Below are 1,969 nucleotides of genomic sequence, written 5' to 3' on the forward strand. Positions count from 1 at the left end.
AAATTTAGAGATGATTTATCAGGCTAGCGTTATACGCAGCACCGTATCCGTTGTCGATATTTACGACGCTGACGCCGTTTGCACAGCTATTTAGCATGGCTAGCAGTGCCGCTAGTCCTCCAAAATTTGCCCCATATCCCACGCTGGTAGGCACTGCGATCACTAGAGAGCTTACAAGGCCTGCTAACACGCTAGCTAGCGCGCCCTCCATACCAGCAACGGCGATGACGACCTTTGCACCACGTATCTCATCGAGCTTTGCGACCAGCCTATGTAGTCCTGCCACACCAACATCGGTAAATTTTCTCACATCGTTGCCTAAGAATTTTGCCGTCTCATAGGCCTCCTCCACGACTGCACCATCGGCAGTTCCGGCAGAGACTATCGAGATGTAGCTTTTTGTGGGTGCTAGTTCTTTAAATTTGACGCTAATCACCCTGCCACGAGCATTAAAATCTGCCTGCGGAAAGATCTCACGTATGCGTTCAAAAACATTCTCATTTGTTCTTGTGATTAGAATATTTTCATTTTTTTCGCCGATCGCACTAGCAATTTGCAAAATTTCATCATCTGTTTTATTTGCCCCATATATCACCTCACCAGTACCATTTCGTAAAGCACGCTGAGTGTCGATCTTAGCACATCCGATGTCATTAAATGGATAGTTTTTTAGATACTTTAGCGCATCTTGCTCGCTCATCTTGCCATTTTTTATACTGGCGATAAATTCTAAAATTTCAGCCTCGCTCATGCCAAAACATCCTCTCTAAGCCCCTTTAGATCAAGCATCACCTCTGCTGCACCAAGTGCTACTAGCTCTTTAACGATAGACTTAAATTTCACATCGTTTAAAAAGCTTTGCATGCTAGAAAATGGCATTTGCAGCTTCATTTTTTTATCATCAAGCCTTGCTCGCACATTTGCGTAGCCGCTTTTTATCAGTAAATTTTCAGCCGCCTCTACTAAATTTAGCTCATCTATGCTTATCTCTTTTTCATGCGGCAAACGAGTTAGCAAGCATGCGTAGCTTGGCTTGTCTGCTGTTGCTAAATTTAGCTCACGTGAGAGTTCGCGGATCTCAAATTTGCTCAAATTTAAAAGCGGAGAAAGCACGCCAAGCTCTTCTTTTGCCTTAAGCCCCGGGCGATATTCGCCAAGATCATCTTTGTTTGTGCCGTCAGCGACATTTGTAAAGCCTAGCTCGTTTGCACGCGCGATAAGCCTTGAAAAAACTGCTTTTTTGCAAAGATAACAGCGATTTTGCGGATTGAGCTTTATCTCATCAGCGATGCCTACCTCAAATATCTCGTGCCTGATGCCATAAAATTTAGCAAATTCTACCGCCTCGTCTATCTCTCGCAAAGACATGTAGGGCGATTTTACCGTGAGTGCTAGCGCATTTTCGCCAAGCACGTCCGCAGCGACCTTTAGCAGTAGCGAGCTATCCACGCCGCCGCTAAACGCTACGGCTAAATTTTCCAGCTTTTTTATATCATTTTTTAGAATTTCTAGTTTCGTCATATTTTTTTAAAGTCTCGTTTCTAACCTCGCGGATCGTCGTTTGAAATCTCTGCGCGGCTTTTTTGCAGTCCTCGAATTCGGGCTTGATTTTTAAAATTTCGGGGTAATTTCGGGCTAAATTTTCGTCCGTTAAATTTTGTTCGGCGTTAAAACCGCAAACTCGGCCGCGCGAAATTTTAAGCCTTATTTTGCCGTATTTAGTCTCTACCTCGCAAAACTCGCGCGCAAGCTCCGTTTTCCTCACGGCGCACTCTCTAACTCCGATCGCCGTCGTATGCGCGAAAATTAGCCCCTTTATCCGCGCGGCGTCCTGCTTGCGGCACAGCGCGTTTAGCTCAAAGCCCGCGCGCCCCTTTTTCATAAAAATAGACCTGCTAAATACGTCCAGCGCGCCGCTATCTCGCAAAATATCGCACGCAAAGGCAAAGCTTTCTGCGTCCATATCGTC

Annotated in this window: 3 protein-coding genes; all 3 read right to left on the minus strand. The window is 45.4% G+C overall.

Annotation, left to right across the window (positions count from 1 at the left end; translation table 11 throughout):
- Positions 1-4: 4 nt before the first annotated feature.
- A complete protein-coding gene (gene larB / locus CYO90_RS07720) occupies positions 5-751 on the minus strand; it encodes a nickel pincer cofactor biosynthesis protein LarB (RefSeq protein ID WP_103579079.1) in 747 nt (248 codons plus the stop codon).
- Positions 748-1,521, minus strand: coding sequence for an ATP-dependent sacrificial sulfur transferase LarE (gene larE, locus CYO90_RS07725; protein WP_103579080.1), 774 nt, complete (start codon positions 1,519-1,521; stop codon positions 748-750). The genes larB and larE overlap by 4 nt, the downstream gene beginning before the upstream one ends.
- The coding region (larC, locus tag CYO90_RS07730; protein ID WP_141090547.1) for a nickel insertion protein at positions 1,493-1,969 on the minus strand (477 nt) is incomplete at its 5' end. The genes larE and larC, both read right to left, overlap by 29 nt.

Origin of the sequence: Campylobacter concisus, assembly GCF_002913745.1 — a bacterium.
Lineage (GTDB): Bacteria > Campylobacterota > Campylobacteria > Campylobacterales > Campylobacteraceae > Campylobacter_A > Campylobacter_A concisus_R.

Excerpts from the sequence above, each read along its gene's own strand:
- larB (WP_103579079.1), bottom strand. The coding sequence starts at position 751 with ATGAGCGAGGCTGAAATTTTAGAATTTATCGCCAGTATAAAAAATGGC.
- larE (WP_103579080.1), bottom strand. The coding sequence starts at position 1,521 with ATGACGAAACTAGAAATTCTAAAAAATGATATAAAAAAGCTGGAAAAT.